Below are 24,173 nucleotides of genomic sequence, written 5' to 3'. Positions count from 1 at the left end.
TTGAAAAGTTTACCTTAGAAAAAAAGAAAGTCAAGTTCTATGAAGAAACTCCCATAAAAAAAGAACACTTGCTTTTTTTTAAAATTCAAAGCAAAATAGTCGACAGAGCGTCTAGAAAAAAGTAAAGTTTAGACAGCAAGAAAACGGAGGGAAAAATATGTATGATGTAGTAATTATCGGAGCAGGACCTGCAGGAATGACCGCAGCGCTTTATGCTTCACGTGCCAACTTAAGTGTAGTCATGATCGAACGTGGCGCACCTGGTGGTCAAATGAACAACACCGCAGAAGTCGAAAATTATCCAGGTTTTGATTCTATTTTAGGACCGGATTTAGCCAATAAAATGTATGAAAGTGCGGAGCGCTTTGGTACAAAAAATGCATACGGTATCGTAAAAGAAATCAAAGATCAAGGGGAGTATAAAGAAGTTATCACAGACGATGAAGTCTATCAAACCAAAACGGTGATTGTAGCTACAGGGTGTGATCATCGTAAATTGGAAGTTCCAGGAGAAGAGGAATATGCTGGACGTGGAGTATCGTATTGTGCAGTCTGCGATGGCGCATTTTTCCGCAATAAAAAATTAGTCGTTGTCGGCGGTGGAGACTCTGCTGTTGAAGAAGCGATCTATTTAACACGTTTTGCTAAAGAAGTCGTGATTATTCACCGACGCGATGAATTACGTGCACAACAAATTATCCAAGAACGTGCCTTTGCCAATGAAAAAATCTCATTTATCTGGGATACAGTCGTTGAAGAAATTACAGGTAACGATATGGTCGTTCAAAGCGTGAAAACACGTAATGTGAAAACAGATGAAGTCAAAGAAGAAGCAGCAGATGGCGTCTTTATCTACGTTGGGTTAGATCCGTTGACAGAACCATTTCAAACAGCAGGCATTTTAAATGAAGAAGGCTGGATCGTGACAGACAACAACATGCAAACGAAGATTCCAGGCGTTTTTGCAGTCGGAGACGCACGTGAAAAAGAATTACGTCAAATCACGACAGCAGTCGGCGAAGGAAGTATTGCCGGACAAGGTGTTTATAATTATATCGAATCACTGTAAAAGATGAGCCTAGGCTCATCTTTTTTTTCTAGGCGTCCTATGTAATTAATGATATACTTAAAATGAATGAATGATGAAAGGGTGTTCTTTATGTCTTGGAAAGAAGTTTTTGAACAATGGAAAAATGAAGAAACATTAGATTCTTCTTTAAAATCAGAGTTAATCGAAATGGAGAAAGATCCAAATGCATTAGAGGATGCATTTTATACGCAATTAGAATTTGGAACAGCAGGAATGCGTGGATTATTAGGGCCAGGGATTAATCGCATGAATATTTACACGGTGCGACAAGCAACAGAAGGATTGGCTCGTTTTATGGACACACAAGATCCAGAAACGAAAAAACGTGGAGTAGCGATTGCATATGATTCACGTCATTTTTCTGAAACATTTGCGATGGAAGCTGCACGCACTTTAGCACAACATGATATTCCTTCATTTGTATTTGAAGGATTACGTCCAACGCCAGAATTATCATTTGCTGTTCGTCATTTACATGCCTTTACTGGGATCATGATCACGGCATCTCACAATCCAGCAGCATATAATGGCTATAAAGTATACGGAGAAGATGGAGGCCAAATGCCGCCTGCTGATGCTGACGCATTGACTGGTTTTGTGCGCGAAATCGAAAATCCATTAGAAATTCCGGTACTATCTGAAAAAGAAATCAGTACAAGTGGATTGATCTCAATCATTGGTGAAGAAGTCGATCATGCTTATTTGGAACGGATCAAAGAAGTAACGATCAACCATGCATTAGTCGAAGAGATGGGAAAAGAATTGAAATTAGTCTATACGCCTTTGCATGGAACTGGACGTATGCTTGGCGAGCGCGCATTAAAACAAGCAGGATTTGAAAAATTTGTAATTGAACCTAATCAAGGGATTCCAGATCCTGATTTTTCAACTGTTAAATCACCAAATCCTGAAGAAGCAGGTGCATTTGAGTATGCGATGACCTTAGGGAAAAAAGAAGAAGCGGACCTATTGATTGCGACAGATCCAGATGCAGATCGCTTGGGTGCAGCAGTACGTTTGCCAAATGGTGAATATCAAGTATTGACTGGAAATCAAATTGGTGCGATTTTTATTCATTATATCTTAGAAGCACATAAACAAGCAGGTACTTTACCTAAAAACGCTGCTGTATTGAAATCGATCGTATCTAGTGAATTGCCAACTGCAATCGCACAAAGTTATGGCGCGACAATGATGAATGTCTTAACAGGATTCAAATTTATTGCGGAAAAAATCGAGCAATTCGAAGAAGATCATTCCTATACGTTTATGTTCGGGTTCGAAGAAAGCTATGGCTACTTAGTGAAATCTTTTGTTCGAGATAAAGATGCGATTCAAGCATTAGTGTTATTAGCTGAAATTGCTGCGTACTACAAAAAAGCAGGGAAAACACTATATGATGCGTTGCAAGAAATCTTTGAAACGTATGGATACTACGCTGAAAAAACAATTTCTGTTACGATGAGCGGACAAGAAGGGGCTGCTAAAATTGCCGCATTGATGTCACGTTTTCGTGAAGAAGCGCCTACTTCATTTGCCGATATTGACGTAGCGATCGTAGAAGATTTTCAAGCAGGTACAATTGTAGAATTGGCTACAGGGGATACAAAAGAAATGACCACACCAGCTTCGAATGTATTGAAATATCAATTAGTCGAAGGTAGTTGGATTGCAGTGCGTCCTTCTGGAACTGAACCTAAAATCAAGTTTTACATCGGTGTAAAAGCAGATTCAAAAGAAGCAGCAGATCAAAAAATCAGTGACTTAGAAGCTGCAATCAATGCATTAGCCGAATAAATAAAAAAACTAGGATGTTTTTTATCCTAGTTTTTTCTATCCTATAAAGCAGGTGACTTATGACAGCATCATCCAATGAAATCGAACAAGTTGTACAATTATTTAAAGTATTAAGCGATCGGAATCGTTTGAAAATTTTGTTATTTTTACAGACTGGTGAAAAAAATGTGACGACGATTGCACAAGAAATGGATATGGAACAATCCGCGGTTTCCCATCAATTGCGACTATTACGAGATAAACATATTGTAAAGACTAGACGTGAAGGTAAAGCCATTTTATATAGTTTAGATGACCACCATGTCGTAGAGATTTTGACTGAAACATTTGAACATATCCATCATCAATAAAGATTCTTTCGGTTGAATTTTCAGAAAATCCTAGTTTTTATAGCTTCTTTTTGTTATGCTAGTGGAAATTATTAGAAAACAATGAAAGAAGATTCTTTCAGAAAAGGAGTTTATATGGAAGAGAAGCCACTAAATATTGCGGTTTTGGGACTAGGATCAGTGGGGAGTAAGACAGTTGAACTACTTGAACAACACCAAGAACGAATCCAACAAAAAATAAAAAGACCGGTCCGAGTGAAATGGGCACTCGTTCGTTCTACTACACAGACTGATAAAATCAAACTAGCCAAGCGGTTTGATGTGTTATTGACAGATTCGATCGACTCCATTTTGCACGACTCAGAGGTTGAACTAGTGATCGAGCTATTAGGTCGAATCGAACCTGCGAAAACGTATATCGAAGCGTGTTTAGCTCATAAAAAAAGTGTCATCACAGCAAATAAAGATTTGATTGCGACACATGGAGTGACCCTGCAAGAATTGGCGTGTAAACAAAATGTCGCTTTACTTTATGAAGCAAGTGTAGGTGGTGGTATCCCTATCATTCATACACTAAGACAACAATTTGCGTTTGACCCGATTATTCAAATGACAGGGATCTTGAATGGAACAACAAACTTTATCTTAACTAAAATGCTTGAAGAGGATTTAAGTTACGAACATGCGCTCTCTTTAGCGCAAGAGCTAGGATATGCAGAATCTGATCCTTTTAATGATGTTTCAGGGACTGACGCTGCGTACAAACTACTCGTTTTAGCACAAGTTGCTTACGGTGTTTCACCCAAACTTTCTCAAATTCATCTAACAGGGATCGAGTTGTTAACAAAAGAAAGTTTGCAAGTCGCTAAGCAATTTGGGTATAAAATCAAATTATTGAATCGCTTGACTTATCGCCAACAGGCATTTGAACTCATCGTAGCCCCTATGCTCTTAGAAGAACATCAATTACTTGCCCAAATCGATCAAGAAACGAATGCGCTCATGATTCAAAGTACCCAAATCGGTACGACATTTTTAAGTGGACCAGGAGCTGGGGCAGCACCGACTGCGTCTAGTGTATTGACAGATATTTTTGTCTATGCAACGTCTTCTACAAGTTCTCATTACGTATCTGATCAAGATGTGGCAGTCGAGGCCTATCCTAAACAGTATGGTATCTTTTTTAAACAACCGACTCGAGTCAAAAAATTTACAAATGAGCAACTAGATTGGATCGAGACTATCGAGCATAAAGAAATTCATGAACAAACCTATACGATGGTGACAACAAAAAAAATCTTATCTGAGGAAAAAACACAATTAGTGGAACAAATCGAGTCAATCACACCTGTATTGATGTGTTTAGATCGAATTGAATCGACTGAAAAAGAGGGCGGACAATGAAAATTAAAATTCCAGCAACTAGTGCGAATCTTGGACCAGGATTTGATTCCTGTGGCATTGCATTAAATCGTTATTTAGAAATTACAGTAAAAGAAGCCACCACTGCATGGGTGATTGAACACACATTAGGTGCAGATATTGCGACTGACCAAGAAAACCTTCTCATTCAAACTGCTCTTCAACTTATGCCTGAATTGCCACCACATCGGATTGTAATGCAGTCGACGATTCCCTTAGCGCGTGGTTTGGGTAGTAGTTCATCTGTTATTGTAGCAGGAATTGAGCTAGCCAATCAGTTAGGGAAATTACAGTTGTCTGCTCAAGAAAAATTGAATTTGGCTACGGCGATCGAAGGGCATCCCGATAATGTTGCACCTGCTATTTTGGGTCAATTAGCGATTGCTTCGTATGAAGAAGATAGCGATGAAGTAAATGTAGTCAACGCATCGTTTCCAGAATGCGGGATCGTGGCGTATATTCCCAAACATGAATTGCTGACTAAAACCAGTCGCTCCGTATTGCCAGAAACGTTTTCGTATAAAGAAGCGGTCAAAGCAAGTGCGGTAGCTAACGTCATGCTAGCTGCCTTATTGACACAAGATATCGCGTTAGCTGCTAAAATGATGGCTAAAGATCGGTTTCACGAATCGTTTAGAAGCCAAATTATTCCCGAGTTAACGGAATTAAAAGAAGTAGCACGTGAAAACGGAGCTTATGGCGCCTTTTTAAGTGGAGCGGGTCCAACGGTGTTATTTTTAACGCCTACAGACAAGCAACAACGCCTGATGGATAGTTTACATGCTTATGGTAAAGATCGTGTAACCGTAGAAGCATTGTCAATTGATCGACAAGGTATTCAAGTCATCGACTAATAAAAGATAATTGGTGTAACAGAAGTCTGTCACATCAATTAAACAATGAGTAAACGATTGTTTTAGACGTAGCTGCAAAAAAATAAGCCGAATCGTTCCTGAAATAGAGCATACTATTATCGGAATGATTCGGCTTATTTCTTGGACTGTCACAGTCTCATTTTTTTAAATTGGTTTGGTCGATTCATCTGAGTCTGTAATGTAATAACTATGATCTTCTAATTTTAAGGCATTTAAGATCATCGAAGCTGTTTCTTCGATCGATAGGGAAGCGACATTAATGACAACGCAGCCGATTTTTTTATAAAGATCTTGAGCGAAGTCTAGTTCTTCTCGGATTTTATCAATATTTGAGTAGGCTGTATCTGGATTTAAGCCATAAGTCAGCATCCGTTCTTTTCGAATGGAGTTTAAGACATCAGGGTCATTGGTTAGACCGACGATTTTTTTAGGATCAACATCCCAGATCTGTTTTGGAATATGAGCTTGTGGCACGATGGGTAAGTTGGCTACCTTTAGATTTTTATTGGCTAAAAATAGGCTTAAAGGAGTTTTGGAGGTACGAGATACGCCAAGTAAAACAACATCAGCTTCTAAGAATCCACGTGGATCTTTTCCATCATCATATTTTACTGCAAACTCCATCGCTTTGATTCGTTTAAAATAATTTTCGTTTAAATGATGCATCGCACCAGGTTCACGAGAAGGTTCGATCCCGGTGCGTTTTGCCACTTCATCTACAGCAGGAGATAAAACATCCATATGAAAGACACCACTTTGTTCACAAAAGTCATTAGTCAGTTCGATCAATTCCGTTTTGATCAAAGTATGTAAGATCACACCATTTTTTTCTTTAGCATCTTTTAAAGTTTTTAGCAATGCTTCTTTCGAACGAATAAATGTTCGTCGATGCAATGAAAAATCAACAGAAGGATATTGGGCCATAGTAGCTTGAGCTAGTTTCGTTGCAGTTTCACCTGCAGAATCAGATACTACGAAGAAATTAATTAACGGATTATCAGTCATTAAAAATCGCCTCACTTGTTTTTTTTATAACTTTAGTATACCATAAAATCGAAAAAGTGAATCGGAATCATTTTGATTTAGGAGTGGGAAGATGAAAACACATACACATGAATCGGGAATTGAACAGGCCCTTGAAGTATTAAAAAATTATGGCTTTAAGTATACTAAAAAAAGAGAGCTTTTGTTGACTTATCTAGCGAAAACGAATCGTTATCTTCCAGCTCGAGAAGTATACGATGCGTTGAGCCAAATTTATCCAAATGTCAGCTATGATACGATCTATCGTAATTTGCACGATTTTTCTGAAATCGGCATTGTCGAAAAAACGGATTTGAATGGAGAGATGAAGTTTCGCTTTCATTGTCAATTACATGGCATTGGCGAGCATCATCATCACTTTATCTGCTCAGTATGTGGTGAAACCAAAGAATTAAGTTATTGTCCCATGTCAATTTTTGAAGATCAATTGCAAGGCTGTAAAATCGAAGGACATCGATTTGAAATTTATGGCCGATGTGAATCGTGTCAAAAATAACGAAATCTCAGAAATATTGGAACATTTTAAGACAACATCTTGACAGTTTAGAACGCCTCATATATAATTTTTTAAGGACAGTATTGTTAGTTGAGTGATCAATTAACAAAAACGGTTACTTTTTAAGCTCGGAGGGAGGGAATTTATATGTCAAAAACAGTGGTTCGCAAAAATGAATCTCTTGACGATGCTCTTCGTCGCTTCAAACGTTCCGTGTCAAAAGCAGGTACTTTACAAGAATCTCGCAAACGTGAATTCTATGAAAAACCAAGTGTGAAACGTAAGAAGAAATCTGAAGCAGCTAGAAAACGTAAAAAATTCTAATCTAGTCGCGAAGAATTGGAGCTGGTAGTGTGACGCTACTTAGTACGTTGAACGATGACATGAAAACGGCGATGAAGGCGAAAGACAAAGAAAGTTTGAGCGTGATTCGCATGTTGAAAGCATCGCTTCAAAATGAGCAAATCAAGGTCGGACATGAACTCAATGATGAAGAAGAATTGACGATTTTATCTCGTGAGATGAAACAACGTCGTGATTCTTTGACTGAATTTGAAAAAGCAGGTCGCGAAGATCTTGTTGAAAAAGTAAAAAGTGAAATTATCATTGTTGAAAAATATCTTCCACAGCAATTGTCTGAAGAAGAAATTCGTCAGATCGTATCACAAGCAATCGCGAACACGAATGCAACTTCTACCAGTGAATTTGGTAAAGTGATGGGTGTCGTAATGCCTCAAGTTAAAGGCAAAGCCGATGGAAATCAAGTGAATGCAATTGTGAAAGAGTTATTGAAATAAGAGGTAAGGACACGTCGCAGACAATCTTGTCTGCGACTTTTTTCAATTTAAAGACCGAAATGAAAAGCAGTAACGTTTTAAAACGAGTTATGGTATGATGGTACTACAGTTCAACCATAAAGGAGCGATCATTTTTTTGTTTGAAAATCAGTATTCTAGAGAAATCGAATTAGCATCGACAGACGATTTGGCCATGCTAGTCGGTGCACACGATAAGCACATGAAAGTTATTGAAGAACATACGAAAACAACGATTTTAACTCGTGGAGAGGTTATCCAAGTTCTTGGAGAACAAGAACAAGTCGACCAAGTGATCGAGTTAATTGAAGCTTTGTTATTATTGATTAATCGAGGGATCTCGGTCACGACTCCTGATGTGATCAGTGCCCTAAAATTAATGCATCAGAATAAATTAGGTTCATTTTTAACCTTATATGAACAAGAAATTTTAAAAGATCGTACGGGCAAAGTTATCCGTGCAAAAAATCTAGGGCAAATTCGCTATGTCGAAGCGATTGAAAAGCATGATGTTGTATTTGGAATCGGGCCAGCAGGTACCGGAAAAACATTTTTAGCAGTAGTTTTAGCCATTGCAGCGCTAAAAAAAGGACAAGTTGAAAAAATTATTTTAACTAGACCAGCTGTAGAAGCTGGAGAAAAATTAGGATTTTTACCTGGAGATTTAAAAGAAAAAGTCGATCCTTATCTTCGCCCGGTCTATGATGCGTTGTATCAAATTTTCGGCATCGAACACACGACTCGTTTGATGGAACGAGGCGTGATTGAAATTGCGCCATTAGCCTATATGCGGGGGCGAACACTTGAAAATGCTTTTGTTATTTTGGATGAAGCGCAAAATACGACGATTGCACAAATGAAAATGTTCTTAACTCGTTTAGGATTTCACTCAAAGATGATTGTAAATGGGGATGCAAGCCAAATTGATTTACCTAAAGGTGTCACAAGTGGCCTAGTTCATGCTCAGCGTACATTAGAGGGCATCAAACAAATTGAATTTGTTCACTTTGATGCAGCCGATGTCGTACGACACCCAGTGGTAGCAGAAATCATCAAGGCGTATGAGCACGAATCTGAACGTGAGTAAAGAAGGGAGAACGTATGATAATTCAACCTTTAGCTAATTTACACAAAAAAATGGGACGATTTTTTATTCCGACTATTTTGGTCCTATTTTTTATTATTAGTACATTATTGTTGTATCCAAGCGTGCAACAAAAAAATATCAGCTATCAAGAAGGTCAAGTAGCAGAAGAAAATATTCGAGCAAATAAAACGATTGAAAATACAAATGCGACTGAGCAGAAACGTAAATTAGCAGCAGAAGCTGTTACACCAGAGTATACCTATCAATCAGATATGGCAAAAAAACAATATGACTTAGTCAATAATTTGTTTACCCTGATTCTACGTGTCAAAGATGCAGCCGATAAGTCGTATCAACAAAAAGTTCAAGCAGCGAAAAATGGAACTGAGGTTGTGAAACCGACTATCGATGAATTGATTACGGCATTGAAAAAAGAATTTAAATCGATCGATGCGGACGATCTAGACTTCTATCAAGGGATGAGTACGAACTTTCTACAAAACATCTTTGCTTTGTCTGCTTCAGAAATCGCCACTGTCCGCGATCAAACGTTGGAACTGATGAACGAACAAATGTCCAAGCAAATCAAAGCCAATGAAGTGGAAACGGCACGACAAACGGCAGAAAATCAGTTAGATCAACTAGAACTTAGCGTGAGTCAAGCGAGCGTGATTCGTTATATGTTAAGTAAAGGGATTGTAGCGAATACGTTTTTAAATGAAAAACGTACAACAGAACTGCAAAACGAAGCAAAAGACGCCATTCAACCCGTGATGATCTACCAAGGAGAAATTATTGTTCGAGAAGGGTCACAAATTGATCAGACGGCTATTGAAAAGTTGAAATTACTAGGCTTGACCAATAAAAATAAGAGTTTCTTTCCACTAATTGCTGTGATTTGTGCGATTTTATTACAGATCAGTATGTTGGTATTCTTTGTGAATCAAATGGAAGAAAAGAACAAAGCGACTGATTGTTACTTGTTTTATATGACGATTATGACGTTAAGTATGATCGCAATGAAATTTTTTCAGCTGTTTCAATCAGATGGCTTGCCTTATATTCCATTGTTTTTCCCAGCAGCATTTGCGCCGCTCGTACTAAACTTGTTTATGAATCGACGTTCAGGTTTATTGGCTGCGTTATTTCAAGTGATTTTCGCTGTATTTATTTTTAATAATACTTATAGCGATATTGGGACTAATATTTTGATCTTTATTTTTCTTTCTTATCTGTTTTCTGGAGTTATGGGAGCGATTATTCGTCAACAACGAATTTCAGAGCAGTTAGTGATTTCCATGACTTGGCTAGTGTTATTCCCATTTTTGATGAATATTATGTTAGTCATTTATCAAGGAATGAGTATTACAGAAGGTCGTACATGGATCACGCTTGCGTGTGCGTTAGCTGGAACATTGCTATCCTTATTGTTGACGATGGGTCTACATCAATATATCGAACTATTGGTAACAGATGACAGCGTGATCGTATTGAATGAATTGAGTAATCCAAATCATCCGTTACTAAAACGATTATTAGAAGAAGCTCCGGGAACGTATCATCATAGTATGATGGTCGCAAACTTAAGTGCAAATGCTGTAGCTGCGATCGGAGGAAATTCACTGCTGACGCGTGTTGCTTGTTATTATCATGATATCGGAAAATTAAAACATGCAAACTTTTTTGTTGAAAATTTACCAGCGGGTGCAGAAAATCCACATAACTTTTTACTACCAGAAGATAGTCGGGATATTATTTTTGGTCATGTATTAGATGGTGCGGACGTGTTAGAAAAAGAACGAATGCCACAGATGGTGGTCGATATTTGTCGTCAGCACCATGGGACAACATTGATGAAATTCTTTTACGTAAAAGCCAAAGAACGAAATGATCAAATCAAAGAAGAGGATTTTCGTTATCCAGGACCAAAACCACAGTCAAAAGAAGCTGGTGTTGTCAGTATTGCTGATAGTTGTGAAGCAGCAGTACGTGCGATGGATCATCCAAGCAATCAAGATATTCAACAGTTTGTTTCAAATTTGATAAAAGATCGAATTTTGGATGGACAATTAGAAGATTCTGGGTTAACGTTAAAAGAAATTCGACTTATCGAAGAATCATTAGTGAATGGCCTATGTTCTACTTTCCATTCGCGTATCAAATATCCTAAAATGAAACCTACTGCGTCGCAAGACTCAAAGAAAGAAGCGTAATGAAATGGAAATTACATTTATTGACGAGCAAGCACTCGTGACACCTGAAAAGATCAGTGAGATCGAAACCTTACTGAATTTTGCTGCGGCACATCTAGCGATTGAACCAGATGCAGAGATGTCTGTAACATTTATGAATAATGATGAAATTCAAGTCATCAACCGTGAGTATCGAGGAAAAGATGCTCCGACTGATGTCATTAGTTTTGCATTTGAAGAAGAAGGGGAGGGAGAAATAGAGATTTTCTTTGATGAAGAAAACGCTCTAGACTTGCCACGTACATTAGGAGATATCATGATTTCAGTTGAGCGTGCGAAAGAGCAAGCGAGTGAGTATGGTCATTCTTTTGATCGTGAGCTAGGCTTCCTTGCCTTACATGGCTTTTTACATATCAACGGGTACGATCATATGACCCCAGAAGATGAAAAAGAAATGTTTGGCCTTCAAAAAGAAATTCTTGATGCATATGGACTTGAAAGATAAAACACACGAACAAACTGAAAAAAATAAATCGTTTATTCAGTCAGCAGACTTTGCGATCACTGGATGGAAAACTGCTTTTCATGACGAACGAAACTTTCGAAGTCATATTGCTACGACAGGTTTAGCTATTGTGGCTGGATTTATTTTCAAGCTTGCGATGTATGAATGGTTTTGGCTATTGGGCAGTTGTTTTTTAGTGTTATTTGCAGAGTTAGTAAATACCGCATTTGAAAATGTAGTGGATATGGTCACCGATCAACACTTTCATCCTATTGGAAAGAAAGTAAAAGACATTGCCGCAGGTGCAGTATTATTGACCGCCTGTTTTGCCTTCTTGATTGGTTGCTTGATTTTTATCCCTAAATTAGTAGAATGGTTTAATTAAGGAGAGAGTATGACAGAACATAAATCAGGATTTGTGGCGATCGTTGGACGCCCGAACGTAGGAAAATCAACATTATTAAATCGAATTGTAGGGCAAAAAATTGCCATTATGAGTGATAAAGCACAGACTACTCGAAATAAGATTCAAGGAGTATATACCACAGAAGATACTCAGATCGTCTTTATCGATACGCCTGGTATCCATAAGCCAAAATCGCGTTTAGGTGATTTTATGGTGGAAACTGCGTACAGTGCACTACGTGAAGTCGATGTCGTCTTGTTCATGATCAGCGCAGATCAAAAACGTGGTAAGGGAGACGACTTTATTATTGAACGATTGAAAAAAAGTAATGTGCCTGTCTTTTTGGTCGTCAACAAATTAGATAAAGTCCAACCTGATCAATTGCTACTGACGATCGAAGATTATGCAAAACAAATGGAATTTGCCGAAGTCGTACCAATTTCAGCTACAGAAGGCAATAATTTTGAAACATTGATGCAGATCATCGAAGATAAATTACCAGAAGGTCCGCAATATTTCCCAGAAGATCAAATCACCGATCATCCGGAGTACTTTATTGTAGCGGAATTGATTCGTGAGAAGATTTTATTGTTAACGAGAGATGAAATTCCACATTCCGTTGCTGTTGTTGTCGATTCGATGAAACGTAACGATCAGGATAAAGTAGAGATCCAAGCGACAATTATTGTGGAACGCGACAGCCAAAAAGGAATTGTGATTGGCAAGGGCGGAAAAATGATGAAACAAATCGGAACAAAAGCGCGTCAAGATATTGAGCACTTGTTGGGCGATAAAGTCTTTTTAGAGTTATGGGTCAAAGTACAAAAAGACTGGCGTGACAAACAACGCTATTTGACCGATTATGGCTATAAAGAAAACGAATATTAAACTGAAATGAAAAGTTACGCAGCCAATGTTGTGTAACTTTTTGTGTCGTTAGGAGGAGTATCATGGGGATCGTAGAATCAAAAGGACTGATTTTATTTGCTAAAAACCACAAAGAAAAAGATAAGTTAGTTAAAATTTTTACAGAATCTGCTGGAAAGCAAATGTTTTATGTACGAGGGATTCATCGAAAAAACAATCCTCTTACTGCTGCGATTTTACCATATACAAAAGCGACCTATATTGGATCTTTCCAGACAGAAGGACTCTCATTTTTAAATGCTGCTAAATACATTACTCCTTTCCAACAAATTCAAGCCGATATTTTTAAAGCCGGATATGCGACTTATTTATTAAATCTAGCCGATGCAGCGATTGAAGACCACGTGTATGATCCGAATTTATTTCATTTTTTAGATCAAGCACTGACTCTAATTGATGAAGGAAAAGACGTGGAGATCATCACCAATATCTTTGAGATCCAATTGATGCAACGCTTTGGGGTCAATCTCCATTTTCGTGATTGCGTAGTATGTCATCAAACCACAGGGAAATTTGATTTTTCCTCAGCATATAGTGGGATATTGTGTGATAAACATTGGGAGTTAGATCCACATCGGTATCATGGAGATCCTCGAGCGATCCATTTTCTACGTCTATTCCATCAAATCGAGTATTCCAAAATCCAATCGATTGCCTTACAGATAGAGACGAAACGGGCGATCCGCCAAGTGTTAGATGAGTTATATGAAGAGTATGTCGGGATCAATTTAAAAAGCAAAAAATTTATTGATCAATTGGGAACTTGGTATCCCAATGCGTGATCTTGTCGTCTTTGCGTCTAAGATTGATTTTTAGGTTGACAAACCAAGGGCTTACCCACTATCATAGAAGAAAAGTAAATAGACCATTGCGATGATCAAAAACAACCTGACAGTTTTCTTTTCAAGCGAATTTGTGATAGTGAGAGACAAATAAAGAAAGTCAATGTTGCGGCATTTGAGAGCAAGTTAAACAAAGCGCCAGTTTTAAAGCTGGAAGTAGGGTGGAACCGCGATTCGTCGTCCCTATACTCATCTTGAGTATAGGGACTTTTTGTATGGACTTTTACAAATTAAAGGAGTGTACATTATGAAAAAAACGCTAACGATTCAAGAAATGATTTTGACGTTACAAAAATTTTGGTCAGATAATGGTTGTATGCTGATGCAAGCATATGATACCGAAAAAGGAGCAGGCACGATGAGTCCGTATACATTCTTACGTGCGATTGGACCAGAACCTTGGAATGCAGCCTATGTAGAGCCGTCAAGACGACCAGCTGATGGACGTTATGGTGAAAATCCAAATCGTTTGTATCAGCATCATCAATTTCAAGTAGTGATGAAACCTTCACCAGAAAACATCCAAGAATTGTATTTAGAAAGCTTGTCCTTATTAGGTATTGATCCATTAGAACATGATATTCGATTCGTCGAAGATAACTGGGAAAATCCATCAATGGGTTGTGCTGGTTTAGGATGGGAAGTGTGGTTAGATGGAATGGAGATCACACAGTTTACGTACTTCCAACAAGTAGGCGGTTTACAATGTCAACCTGTAACTTCAGAAATCACATATGGATTAGAACGTTTAGCTTCGTATATTCAAGAAGTCGAAAGCGTGTATGATCTAGAATGGATGCCAGGAGTTAAATATGGTGAGATTTTTACACAGCCTGAATATGAACATTCAAAATATTCATTTGAATTAAGCGATCAAGCTTTGTTATTAGATAATTTTGTTAAATTTGAGGCAGAAGCAAAACGTTGTATTGCTGAAAATTTAGTCCATCCAGCATATGATTATATTTTAAAATGTAGCCACAATTTTAATCTACTTGATGCTCGAGGTGCAGTTTCGGTTACGGAACGTGCGGCATATCTAGCGCGCATTCGAAATATGGCAAAAGCGGTAGCGAAAATTTTTGTTGCTGAACGTGAAAAATTAGGGTATCCATTACTTAGTCGTGAAGAAGCAGCAAAATGGATCAAGGAGGAAAACTAATGTCTCGAGATATTTTATTAGAAATTGGTTTAGAAGAAATGCCAGCACACGTGGTCTTGCCAAGTGTCACACAATTAAAAGAAAAAACAGCCGCTTTTCTAGAAACAAATCGTCTAACGTTTGATCAGATCGAAGTATTTTCAACACCACGACGATTAGCTCTTAGAGTAACCAATGTACCTGAGACGCAAGCGGATATCAAAGAAGAAGTCAAAGGTCCTGCTAAAAAAATCGCACTAGATGCAAATGGTGATTGGTCAAAAGCGGCCCAAGGATTTGTACGTGGTCAAGGAGTGACAGTAGAAGACATTACGTTTAAAACCATCAAAGATGTCGAATACGTGTATGTGACAAAAGAAATTTTAGGCCAAAAGACAATTGATGTATTGCCTGGGTTAAAAGAGGTCATTACAAGTCTGACATTCCCTGTCACGATGCATTGGAATAAATATACCTTTGAATACATTCGTCCGATTCACTGGATCGTGGCGTTGTTTGGAGAAGATGTTATCGAGTTTACCTTATTGGATGTACACACAGGGCGCACGTCACGTGGTCACCGCTTTTTAGGTCAAGAAGCGCTCATTGCAACACCAGGAGCCTATGAAGACGCACTAGCTGCACAAGCGGTAATCGTGGATGCTAAGAAACGTGAAGCAATGATCCGAGAACAGATTCAAGCGATCGCAACGGATAAACAAGTGACGATCGATCTAGATGCTGACCTTTTAGAAGAAGTAACCAACTTAGTTGAATATCCAACTGCCTTTTTAGGTACGTTTGAAGAAAAATATTTAAGTGTACCAGAAGAAGTATTGGTCACGTCGATGAAAGAACACCAACGTTATTTTGATGTTCGAGCTAAAGAAGGACACTTGCTGCCTTATTTCGTCTCCGTACGTAATGGAAATGAAAAAGGGATCGAAAATGTCGCAAAAGGAAATCAAAAAGTACTGACTGCACGTTTAGAAGATGCGGAGTTTTTCTATCAAGAAGACCAAAAACTAACGATCGCAGAATGTGTTGAAAAATTAAAAAATGTTGCATTCCATGAAAAAATCGGCTCTTTATATGAAAAAATGCAACGTGTGACAAAAGTCGCACAACTTATTGGTGAAACCATTGGTCTAACCTCGACACAAAAAGCAGATCTACTGCGTGCTAGCGAAATTTATAAATTTGATTTAGTGACGAATATGGTAGGTGAGTTTCCAGAATTACAAGGAATCATGGGTGAGAAATATGCATTAGTACAAGGTGAAACGCCCGCAGTCGCACAAGCGATCCGTGAGCATTACTTACCAATTTCTAGTGATGGGGCATTACCAGAGTCTGCGATTGGCGCTGTGTTAGCTGTAGCCGATAAACTAGATAGTTTATTGACTTTCTTTGCAGCGGGGATGGTACCAAGCGGGTCAAACGATCCATTTGCACTACGTCGTCAAACATACGGGATCATTCGTATCATTGAACAACAAGAGTGGAATCTTTCATTACTGAAATTGCGTGAAGAAATCAAAGCCGCAGTAGCGGAAGATCTGGCTGAATTAAATATCCAATTAGATGATCACACGCCATTTTTAGACTTTTTAAACGGACGTGTGCGCCAATTCTTAGCAACTAAAGCGATCCGTCATGATATTATTGACGCGGTCGTAAATTCCAATCAAACCGATCTTAGCCAGATGTTTGAAGCCGCTACTGTATTGAATCAACATGTTCAAGATGCAGAATTTAAACCATCGATCGAGGCCTTGACGCGTGTGATCAATTTAGCGAAAAAACAAGAGCTAACAGATGTCACAGTCGATGCAGCATTATTTGAAAATCAAGCAGAGCATGAGTTGTATGACGCGATTCAAGCTGTAGAAAATGAGTTCTTATCTCGTACATTAGAAGAAAACTACCTTGCTTTAATGGCTTTACAAGCACCGATCGATGCTTATTTTGAGCAAACGATGGTCATGGTAGAAGACGAACGCGTTCGTCAAAACCGTTTAGCGATGTTGACCCGTCTAGCTAAACTTGCATTAACTGTTGCCAGTTTAGATCAATTGATGACCAAATAGAAAAAACGTTCAGAGAATTTCTCTGAACGCTTTTTTTATTTACGTTTTTGTTGTTTTCCAGCATTGCGACCATTTTTAGGTGCATTGATCGGTTTAGCTTTCGCTTTTGGTGCAGCTTGATCAGGTGTTACATCTTTTACCGTAGGAGTCACGACAATTTTTGGTGGATTTTTTTCCATTTCAGCTGCAATTTTTTGTTTAATTCTTGGTTTCATCAAGACGTTTGTAATAAAGGTTTGTACACAACTGAAAATCCCACCGACAACCCAATAAAGTGTTACTCCGGCTGGGGCACTAAATGAAATAAAAACAATCATCAAAGGTGAGACGATCAACATACTGCGCATCGTTTTCTTTTGTTCTTCTGGAACTCCGATCAACGACAGATATCCTTGCCCAACATAAGATAATCCAGCTAAGATCACTAAGATCAAACTAGATTTTCCAAGGTCGATACCTAGGAAGGAAGCACTGTTGATTCCTTGCGTATAACTTACTGTAAAATAAAGCGCAGAGAAAATCGGCATTTGGATCAAGAGCGGAAGACATCCGATTCCGCCAAACATACTGACGCTATTTTCTTTGTAGACTTGTTGCATTTGCATTTGCGCTTGCATTTGGTCTTCTTTTGTTGTTGCCTTTTTCATATTCGCTTGGGCGATATCGATTTGTGGTTTCAAGTACTGCATTTTTTCTGCTTGAACCATTGCTTTTTTCGATTGACTAATGCCCATTGGAAGTAAAATAATGCGGACGATAATGGTCACAATAATGATAGCCAGACCAAAGCCCCAGTTAAAGTTTTCGGCTAGATAGGTTAAAAACCCGCCTAGAGGCACGACCAACGTTTTATAGATGAACCCATCTGGATCGGGAACTCGAGTACCATTTTGTTCGATTGTTTTTACACAACCCGATAAAAAGAACAACAGCGTGAATAGACCGCTTGCTAAGAACCAAGTTTTCTTATTTTTCATTTATTTCTTCCTTTTCATGTAATTTAGACAAAGTTAACTATACTAAAGTTTTCGTGTCTTTTCAATCACACGAAGCAAAAACATCCGTTCTATTCTAAAGACTTAAGAATTAGTAAAGAACCTCAAAAGAAGTATAGTGTGGTTCATTTGGTAGTTCATGGACCACCATTTTTTTAACTTTTCCCATCGGAGAAGGAGAAGATTTGACGGTTTGGATAAAAAAAGCAATCGTAGATTCTGGTCCTTGTGCGACGATCGTGACATCTCCATTCTCTTCGTTTTTAACGGAACCAGTAATCTGTTTTTCATCTGCTGCTAGTTTAGTCAAGTAGCGAAAGCCCACTCCTTGAACACGACCACTTACTCTTATATTCACTGTACGCATAATATCCTCCTTTAGAAACTGTATTCGGTAGTTTGATTATACTAAATCCATGCTATAATGCCAATTGAGGTGAAAGTATGAACGAAATTACATCAAAATCAAATGGACTAATTAAAGAATTAAAAAAACTACAGCAAAAAAAATATCGTGATCAAAGTCAACGTTACGTGATCGAAGGATTTCATCTAGTTGAAGAAGCCGTTCACACAAATCAAGATCTTGAGCACATTTTTGTAAACTCAAGAGGCTTGCATGAATGGCAAAACTGGCTTCACAGCCAACAACTAGATTATACATTTGTCTCGGATGCTATTTTTGATACGTTGACTGATGCGGTCACGCCACAAGGAATCTTAGCTGTGCTTCATATGAAAGAGATTGTTGTCGATTTAACACAAGGGAAATGGCTTTGTTTAGATCAAGTCCAAGACCCTGGAAATGTTGGGACAATGATCCGTACGGCAGATGCTGCTGGATTTTCAGGAGTGATTCTAGGGAAAGGAACAGTGGATCTATTCCATCCTAAAGTATTGCGAAGCATGCAAGGAAGTCATTTTCATTTACCGGTCATCCAACAAGATCTTATGGAAGTCTGCGCTCAGTTTGAACAAGCAAATATTCCGGTTTATGGTACAGAATTAAATGAACAGGCAGTCGATTATCGTCAGGTTGTACCCACGACTCATGTGGCATTGATTTTAGGAAATGAAGGGCAAGGTGTACGTTTGGAGTTACTCCAACGTACCACAAAAAATCTTTATATTCCTTTATTTGGAAAAGCTGAGTCGTTAAATGTTGGCGTTGCTGCTGGAGTGTTGATGTATCATTTTTTGGAAAAATAGCTCAAATTTCAAGTAGATAGGAGATTTAGGCTAAAATTTAGTTTTTATAAGAAATGATTAAACAATGATAAAATTGGCCAATTTCGTTAGAAGAGTTCTAATCAGCGTGCTATACTTTTTCTTGTACACAATTGTACAGAATGAAAAGGTGGCGTACAAATTTATGACAGAAAAATGGAAACAAGATGCCGAGTATATGTCTTATGTAGCAGATTTATTGGAACACCCAGAGGTTCAACGTTTAGCCGAGTTCGTACAACATCTTCACTCGACTCGCTTAGACCATTCGATTAGTGTTTCTTACCACAGCTATCAAATTGCAAAAAAAACAAATGCTGATGCACGTGCTGTAGCGCGTGCAGGCTTATTACACGATATGTTTTATTATGATTGGCGGACAACGAAGTTTGATGGAGGTAGTCATGCGTACATGCATCCTCGAATTGCCGTGAAAAATGCGGAAAAAATCACTGAACTTTCAGAAGTTGAACGTGATATCATTATCAAACATATGTGGGGAGCAACGATTGCTCCACCGAAATATAAAGAAAGCTACATCGTCACAATGGTGGATAAATATTGTGCGATCAAAGAAGCGGCAACACCAATGACCAAATTATTTAAAGAAAAATTATTAAGAAAATCTGTTTCAACTGAACAACGTTAAAAAAAACTGTAGCCGTTTGGCTACAGTTTTTTTTAAGATAAAATGACATTGAATAAACTGACTGCAGTGATTAAAACAAATAAAATTCCTAAAATAAGTGCATGGCGATGCTTTTTCATTTTGAGCATAGCCGCAAATTCACGTAAGAATGCATTTGGTAAATAGTAAAAGGCTGTTTTTGCCCCAATTCCATCTGCATCTAAGTTGGCTTCTTTTGCAAAAATAGCCGCTCTAAAGATATGGTAGTTGTTCGATGCAAAAATGACTTTTGCCTGTTTTAGACCTTGAGCATCGATGATTGATTTTGAAAACATCATATTTTCATAAGTCGTTGTAGAATTGGCTTCTAATAAGATATCTTCATGCGGAATTCCTTGTTCCAACGCATACTGTTGCATCGCCACAGCTTCAGGAACTTTTTCATCTGGTCCTTGTCCACCAGACATAATAAACTTCAATGGATGTCCAGTTTTGATTTTTTGTTCCCGGTAAAATAAAATCGCTTTGTCAATTCGTCTAGCCAAGAGCGGAGTCACGCGTTCACCGTTGATCAGTCCTGCACCTAAAACGATAATAAAATCCTGACGTTTTCTTGGTTGATTAAATTGGTATAAAATTGAAATGGTTAAAAAATTGACAAAAACTAAAAACAAATACCCTAAAGTTAACGTCAATAGTGTCACAGGAAGCGCGATATACCAAGCAGAATTTTGTGTGACAAAGAAAGTGATCACGACATAAATCGTTAACGCAATCGCAAGTAGTAAAGTGAGTAGATTTGCAATCGAGCGAGATTCGCGTTTCATCACAATAAAAGCATTCCAGTATAAGAAGATAATCAATCCAATAATGCCTAAAGTCGCTGCTAAAATAACAACCACAAATGCGAAAAAGAATAAGCCTGCAATTAAAAGATCTCGCGTGGTCATTGTGGCGTAAATCAAGTAGGCACCATATACGACAATAAATAAATTAAACAAAAATCCATTTAAGGTACGGGCTTTTTGCCTCCTGTAACTAAAGAAAAATAAGGCAAAAAAGAACAATGGGATAGCAAAAAAGAAACTACCATTTAATGCTTCTAATACGCTTGTGTAGCCAATAATGGCAATAAGCAGCCAAGTACCTTGATAAAAAAATTGCTGGGGTTCGATTTGTTTTTTTCGCCAACGAAAAAGTAGCCAAAATCCCAAACTATAATAGAGTAAGAAAAAAAATAATGGTAAAATATGCATATAGTCAACTCCTCTTTTACAGTATAGCGAATTATACGAAGTTTTGTATAGCGTAAATATAAATTATGGAGGTTATTTTATTTAAGAAAGGAGACGTGTGATGGACTACTATAAAAAAAGAATACATGATTTGGCGATCCTTGGTCGTCTAGGGCGGCAGCAATCTGATGAAACAAGTACATGGATCCAATTGCTCTGGTTTGAATTTGAACAATATCTAACGGAATTACAGCCGCTATTTACACAGCCATTAACAGAAGAAACAGTTGATTGCTGGGGAATTTCAAGTGATCAAGATACTTTTTTAGCTCCTCCGGAAAAAGAAGGTCTATATCTTGCAGGGATTCAAGTGAAAAAAGGCACGGTAGCACCAAAGGGATGGACGTATTGGGAGCTTCCAGATCAAGATTATTTAGTCTTAAAAACAAATGTCTTATTAGTCGATCAGACAGTAAAAGAAATATTTGAAGTGATTTTACCAAAAGAACAAGTCATTCTTACAGGTGCCATTCAAGAGTTTTATGCCGCAACAGATACACCAGGAGAGTTGTGGTTGTATTGTCCAATCGAATCGAGCATTGAATTAGAAAAGCATCATTCTACACTTTTAAAGCGTTAAATCGTTTATGATAATAAAAAATGGAATGGGGAAAGCATATGTTAAAATTAGGGATTATTGGCACCAATTGGATTTCACAACAATTTGTTCAAGCAGCAGTATCAAGTAAACGTTATGCGTTGCATAGTGTGTATTCGCGCAGACAAAGTTCCGCAACCGAGTTTATTGAAGAATCTATGCAAGATAATGTACAGTCCTACACACATTTAGAAGAGTTTTTTCAGGATAAACAGTTAGAAGTTGTGTATATTGCTTCACCAAATGCTCTTCATTTTGAACAAGCAAAACAAGCCATTTTAAATGGAAAACATGTGATCGTAGAAAAACCCGCATTTTCGAATCCAGCAGAAATGAATGAAATTATTGACTTGGCCAATCTTCATAAAGTATGTTACTTCGAAGGGGCACGAAATATTCACGAACATAATTTTCAAGTGCTCAAAAACCAATTGCCAACGCTCAACCAGATCATGGGTGCAAGCTTCACCTATATGAAGTATTCATCTCGTTATGATGATGTATTAGCTGGAGATGTTCCGAATATTTTCTCTTTGGAATTTTCTGGAGGCGCCTTGATGGATCTAGGTGTCTATCCAATTTATGCGGCAGTAGGCTTGTTTGGCCAACCGCAAACTGTAGAATATTATGCTCAAAAAATTCGTACAGGTGTCGATGGTTCCGGTTATGGAATCTTACATTACGATGGATTTGATGTTTCGGTGCATTTTGGAAAAACTGCAGATTCTTTTGCTCCATCTGAAATCTATTTAACTGATGGAACGATTGTATTAGATGGAATTAATGTGATTACTTCTGCAACTCAGACAAACCGCCAGACCAAAACAGAAGCAACGCTTGCTTTACAAAAAGCACATGAAAATCCTTTGTATGAAGAGGCGTGTGCATTTGCAGACCTTTTAACATCTATCGATAAAGCCAAAACAGCAACGCAATATGAAGAGTTAGTTGAATTGTCACGAAGCGTAAATCTGGTATTATATGAAATGAGACAAAAAGCTGGAATTCATTTCCCAGCAGATCAAAAAATGAATTGAGGATCATATGGAAATTAAACAATTACCTTTAGCATGGCAAACATTATGGGAAGACAAAGAGTTTCGTCAACCAACTGCCATCCAACAACAAGTCTACAAACCAATGTGTCAAAAAGAGTCTATATTAGCTGTTTCACCAACAGGATCTGGTAAAACGATAGCGTATTTATTGCCGGCTTTACAACAAGTCGAATCAAAAGGTGGGAACCAATTACTGATTTTAACTTCATCACAAGAACTTGCAGTACAAGTTTATGAAGTGGCGAAAGAATGGGCAACGCCTTTAGATTTAACTTGTCAATCATGTATTGGTGGTGCAAATGTCAAACGCCAAATCGAGCAGCTCAAAAAGAAACCAGAAGTCATTATTGGAACGCCAGGTCGTGTATTAGAACTGATCAAAGCGAAAAAGATCAATGCGTTTCAAGTACAATCGTTGATTTTAGATGAAGCCGATCAATTGGTCAAAGATGATACTCAAGGTTTAGTCAAAGAGATCGTGCAACGCTTAGGAAGAAAAACGACTTTTTCTTTCTTTTCCGCTACTGCATCACAGGCTTTAGAAGAAGTAAAAGCCTTGATCGATCGTGATATCATGGTGATCGATACAACCGATATCGACGATAGTCAAGGAGAGATCCTCCATTATTATTTGAACGTTTCTCCACGTAAGATCGTGGATACGCTACGTCGTTTATGTTATATCGATGCTTTTCAAGGATTGTTGTTTTTTAACCAGCTCAGTGAACTAGGTAGCGCAGAGGAAAAACTTTTGTTTAATGGCGTTAAAGTAGCTTCGCTGGCTTCAGATCAAAGTAAAGAAATGCGCCGATTGGCTTTAAACGCCTTCAAAAAACAACAAGTGACGGCTTTACTAACAACAGATTTAGCAGCAAGAGGCTTAGATCTACAAGGCTTGCCTTATGTGGTCAATGTGGATGTTCCGTTAACGAAAGAAAGTTACTTGCACCGTGCTGGTCGCGTAGGTAGAATGGGTGCAGATGGAGTGGTATTGACGCTAGTGACACCTCAAAGCCAACGGGATCATCGTAAGATCATGAGTCAAATGCAGATTAAAGGACAAGAAGTTTTCTTGCATGGAGGACAGTTGACGACGACCAAACCGGTAGCAGAAGTCGCGATGAAAAAAACAAGATCAACAGAGTCTAAACGGACTCAGGATGCATCCAGTTCTCATGTAACAGATAAAGCGCAACCAGTTGAAAAAGTAAGACAGGTTCAAGAGAACGTTCCTGTATCCAAACCAAAAATGAAAAAGAAAAAAGTACGTACTGCTAGTCAAAAAAACAAAGGCAAACGTCAAAAATAATAAAA

Annotated in this window: 25 protein-coding genes; 21 read left to right on the top strand and 4 right to left on the bottom strand. The window is 38.1% G+C overall.

Going from position 1 to position 24,173, the window contains the following annotated elements:
• Window positions 1-157 precede the first annotated feature (157 nt).
• The 5 genes from trxB (at window position 158) to thrB (ending at window position 5,492) form a co-directional block, all read left to right on the top strand.
• Window positions 158-1,069 carry a thioredoxin-disulfide reductase gene (gene trxB, locus I573_RS09240; protein WP_016185278.1) on the top strand — a complete coding sequence of 304 codons (912 nt, stop codon included), beginning with the start codon at window positions 158-160 and terminating at the stop codon, window positions 1,067-1,069.
• A gap of 90 nt (window positions 1,070-1,159) precedes the next feature.
• Window positions 1,160-2,887, top strand: a complete 1,728-nt coding sequence (locus tag I573_RS09235; protein WP_016185279.1) for a phospho-sugar mutase — start codon at window positions 1,160-1,162, stop codon at window positions 2,885-2,887.
• Window positions 2,888-2,946: 59 nt separating this feature from the next.
• On the top strand, window positions 2,947-3,237 hold the full coding sequence (locus I573_RS09230) for an ArsR/SmtB family transcription factor (protein WP_016185280.1): 291 nt from the start codon (window positions 2,947-2,949) through the stop codon (window positions 3,235-3,237).
• A 114-nt stretch (window positions 3,238-3,351) separates the two neighbouring features.
• Complete coding sequence (locus tag I573_RS09225) at window positions 3,352-4,620, top strand: homoserine dehydrogenase (protein ID WP_016185281.1); 1,269 nt, start codon at window positions 3,352-3,354, stop codon at window positions 4,618-4,620.
• Complete coding sequence (gene thrB / locus I573_RS09220; protein WP_016185282.1) at window positions 4,617-5,492, top strand: homoserine kinase; 876 nt, start codon at window positions 4,617-4,619, stop codon at window positions 5,490-5,492. The genes I573_RS09225 and thrB overlap by 4 nt, the downstream gene beginning before the upstream one ends.
• Before the next feature lie 165 nt (window positions 5,493-5,657).
• Here thrB and I573_RS09215 read toward each other — a convergent pair whose 3' ends face one another.
• A complete protein-coding gene (locus I573_RS09215; RefSeq protein ID WP_016185283.1) occupies window positions 5,658-6,518 on the bottom strand; it encodes a pyruvate, water dikinase regulatory protein in 861 nt (286 codons plus the stop codon).
• A gap of 91 nt (window positions 6,519-6,609) precedes the next feature.
• On the opposite strand from I573_RS09215, the gene I573_RS09210 reads away from it, so the two are divergent.
• The 11 genes from I573_RS09210 (at window position 6,610) to glyS (ending at window position 17,058) form a co-directional block, all read left to right on the top strand.
• Complete coding sequence (locus tag I573_RS09210; protein WP_016185284.1) at window positions 6,610-7,053, top strand: Fur family transcriptional regulator; 444 nt, start codon at window positions 6,610-6,612, stop codon at window positions 7,051-7,053.
• Window positions 7,054-7,200: 147 nt separating this feature from the next.
• Window positions 7,201-7,377, top strand: a complete 177-nt coding sequence (rpsU, locus tag I573_RS09205) for a 30S ribosomal protein S21 (RefSeq protein WP_002356740.1) — start codon at window positions 7,201-7,203, stop codon at window positions 7,375-7,377.
• A 29-nt stretch (window positions 7,378-7,406) separates the two neighbouring features.
• Window positions 7,407-7,850, top strand: coding sequence for a GatB/YqeY domain-containing protein (locus I573_RS09200; protein WP_016185285.1), 444 nt, complete (start codon window positions 7,407-7,409; stop codon window positions 7,848-7,850).
• Window positions 7,851-7,947: 97 nt separating this feature from the next.
• Window positions 7,948-8,955 carry a PhoH family protein gene (locus tag I573_RS09195; protein ID WP_016185286.1) on the top strand — a complete coding sequence of 336 codons (1,008 nt, stop codon included), beginning with the start codon at window positions 7,948-7,950 and terminating at the stop codon, window positions 8,953-8,955.
• 14 nt (window positions 8,956-8,969) lie between these two features.
• Entirely contained in the window at window positions 8,970-11,168 is a 2,199-nt protein-coding gene (locus I573_RS09190; RefSeq protein ID WP_016185287.1) for an HD family phosphohydrolase, read from the top strand.
• 4 nt (window positions 11,169-11,172) lie between these two features.
• On the top strand, window positions 11,173-11,652 hold the full coding sequence (gene ybeY, locus I573_RS09185) for an rRNA maturation RNase YbeY (RefSeq protein ID WP_016185288.1): 480 nt from the start codon (window positions 11,173-11,175) through the stop codon (window positions 11,650-11,652).
• On the top strand, window positions 11,630-12,037 hold the full coding sequence (locus I573_RS09180; RefSeq protein WP_035020738.1) for a diacylglycerol kinase family protein: 408 nt from the start codon (window positions 11,630-11,632) through the stop codon (window positions 12,035-12,037). The genes ybeY and I573_RS09180 overlap by 23 nt, the downstream gene beginning before the upstream one ends.
• Window positions 12,038-12,046: 9 nt before the next feature.
• Window positions 12,047-12,946, top strand: coding sequence for a GTPase Era (gene era / locus I573_RS09175; RefSeq protein WP_016185290.1), 900 nt, complete (start codon window positions 12,047-12,049; stop codon window positions 12,944-12,946).
• A 62-nt stretch (window positions 12,947-13,008) separates the two neighbouring features.
• Entirely contained in the window at window positions 13,009-13,767 is a 759-nt protein-coding gene (recO, locus tag I573_RS09170) for a DNA repair protein RecO (protein WP_016185291.1), read from the top strand.
• Window positions 13,768-14,074: 307 nt separating this feature from the next.
• Window positions 14,075-14,989: a glycine--tRNA ligase subunit alpha gene (gene glyQ, locus I573_RS09165; protein WP_016185292.1), complete on the top strand. Its 915-nt coding sequence runs from the start codon at window positions 14,075-14,077 to the stop codon at window positions 14,987-14,989.
• Window positions 14,989-17,058: a glycine--tRNA ligase subunit beta gene (glyS, locus tag I573_RS09160; protein ID WP_016185293.1), complete on the top strand. Its 2,070-nt coding sequence runs from the start codon at window positions 14,989-14,991 to the stop codon at window positions 17,056-17,058. Before glyQ ends, glyS begins: the two co-directional genes overlap by 1 nt.
• A gap of 35 nt (window positions 17,059-17,093) precedes the next feature.
• Here glyS and yidC read toward each other — a convergent pair whose 3' ends face one another.
• Entirely contained in the window at window positions 17,094-18,035 is a 942-nt protein-coding gene (yidC, locus tag I573_RS09155; RefSeq protein WP_016185294.1) for a membrane protein insertase YidC, read from the bottom strand.
• Window positions 18,036-18,144: 109 nt separating this feature from the next.
• Entirely contained in the window at window positions 18,145-18,420 is a 276-nt protein-coding gene (locus I573_RS09150; protein ID WP_016185295.1) for an acylphosphatase, read from the bottom strand.
• 77 nt (window positions 18,421-18,497) lie between these two features.
• Here I573_RS09150 and I573_RS09145 point away from each other — a divergent pair, with 77 nt between their 5' ends.
• A complete protein-coding gene (locus I573_RS09145) occupies window positions 18,498-19,262 on the top strand; it encodes a TrmH family RNA methyltransferase (RefSeq protein WP_016185296.1) in 765 nt (254 codons plus the stop codon).
• Window positions 19,263-19,425: 163 nt separating this feature from the next.
• Window positions 19,426-19,929, top strand: coding sequence for an HD domain-containing protein (locus I573_RS09140; protein WP_016185297.1), 504 nt, complete (start codon window positions 19,426-19,428; stop codon window positions 19,927-19,929).
• Between the two features lie 32 nt (window positions 19,930-19,961).
• On the opposite strand, the gene I573_RS09135 is transcribed toward I573_RS09140, so the two are convergent.
• A complete protein-coding gene (locus I573_RS09135) occupies window positions 19,962-21,164 on the bottom strand; it encodes a YdcF family protein (RefSeq protein WP_016185298.1) in 1,203 nt (400 codons plus the stop codon).
• Window positions 21,165-21,264: 100 nt separating this feature from the next.
• Here I573_RS09135 and I573_RS09130 point away from each other — a divergent pair, with 100 nt between their 5' ends.
• From I573_RS09130 to I573_RS09120, 3 genes are read left to right on the top strand one after another with little or no spacing between them, the layout of a single operon-like run.
• A complete protein-coding gene (locus I573_RS09130) occupies window positions 21,265-21,783 on the top strand; it encodes a GyrI-like domain-containing protein (protein ID WP_016185299.1) in 519 nt (172 codons plus the stop codon).
• A gap of 38 nt (window positions 21,784-21,821) precedes the next feature.
• Window positions 21,822-22,838, top strand: coding sequence for a Gfo/Idh/MocA family protein (locus tag I573_RS09125; RefSeq protein ID WP_016185300.1), 1,017 nt, complete (start codon window positions 21,822-21,824; stop codon window positions 22,836-22,838).
• Window positions 22,839-22,845: 7 nt separating this feature from the next.
• On the top strand, window positions 22,846-24,168 hold the full coding sequence (locus I573_RS09120; protein ID WP_016185301.1) for a DEAD/DEAH box helicase: 1,323 nt from the start codon (window positions 22,846-22,848) through the stop codon (window positions 24,166-24,168).
• Window positions 24,169-24,173: the final 5 nt, after the last annotated feature.

The organism is Enterococcus sulfureus ATCC 49903, assembly GCF_000407605.1.
Classification (GTDB): domain Bacteria; phylum Bacillota; class Bacilli; order Lactobacillales; family Enterococcaceae; genus Enterococcus_G; species Enterococcus_G sulfureus.
Note: the sequence above shows the minus strand (reverse complement) of the source record. Positions and strands in the feature narration are given on the sequence as shown.